The sequence below is a fragment of the Bowmanella yangjiangensis genome (assembly GCF_017255015.1).
GTDB lineage: Bacteria > Pseudomonadota > Gammaproteobacteria > Enterobacterales > Alteromonadaceae > Bowmanella > Bowmanella yangjiangensis.
In genome coordinates this window covers 1-860 of record NZ_JAFKCS010000337.1, presented here as the reverse complement: position 1 = coordinate 860, position 860 = coordinate 1, and the positions used below count along the sequence as shown (strand labels likewise).

Annotated in this window: 1 protein-coding gene; it reads right to left on the bottom strand. The window is 64.3% G+C overall.

Annotated elements, in window-relative coordinates; translation table 11 throughout:
• Window positions 1-729, bottom strand: a 729-nt coding sequence (locus tag J0A65_RS24400; RefSeq protein ID WP_206596845.1) for a substrate-binding periplasmic protein, incomplete at its 3' end; no start/stop codon positions are given.
• Between the last annotated feature and the right edge of the window lie 131 nt (window positions 730-860).

Sequence of the window (860 nt, the reverse complement as noted above, 5' to 3'; positions counted from 1 at the left end):
CTCTGCAACGATACGCGCCAGAGTACCGTCCTCCTGCAGGGCCCTTATCGCTTCGTTGATCGCCGCCAGGTGCCCGGCATGGTCACGATGCAGGCGCAGACGCAACTGCGAGCGATTGATCACGGCGCCCTCCTCCACCTGCCAGCTCGGCGCCTGCAGTTGAGGATCGCGGCTTCTCAGGTAGCGCCACTCCAGCCGGTCGAGAATACCGGCCTCGCTGTGCCCCTGAGCGACCCGGAAGATCAGCGCATGGGCATCGGCACCATCGTTGCGCTGGAAATACTCGCTGCCCACATAGCCGTAGCCCCGCACCGTGGCGATGGAGCGGCCACGCAGGTCTTCGAGGTGCCGGAAGGGAAATCCCTTGCCCGGCGCGAAGAGCAGCATCTCTTCAGCGTCCAGCACCGGTATGCTCCAGAGCGAAACCTCGGCCTGCCCGGCAGCGCGCCGCCAACTCTGGCTCACGCAACATTCGATCTGCACCTGCCCCTCGCGGAACAGCTTCTGCGTGCGCAGCGGCGGCAGCGGGTGGCTGGCCTGCAGGTCGTCCGGCAGGCGCGCATCCAGCGCGATCATGAAATCGTGCAGGATGCCGCTGATCCGCTCGCCGTCGACAATCCAGTACGGCGCCCAGCTCTCATCGGTGACGGCATAGACCAGCACCTCCGCCCGCGCCACGGGCACGAGCGCCAGCCACAGCAGAATTGCCCGGCACAAGACTCTGACCACACTCCCCCTCCATGACCGGACTGCCCAAAGCCACCTATATAAGCACTCACCTCGGTGCGCTTGATGACAGACGTGATTCTAAGCACCGACGCAATAAAAAGTCAGATGCAGCGCTGCTACACAGTGTCCCA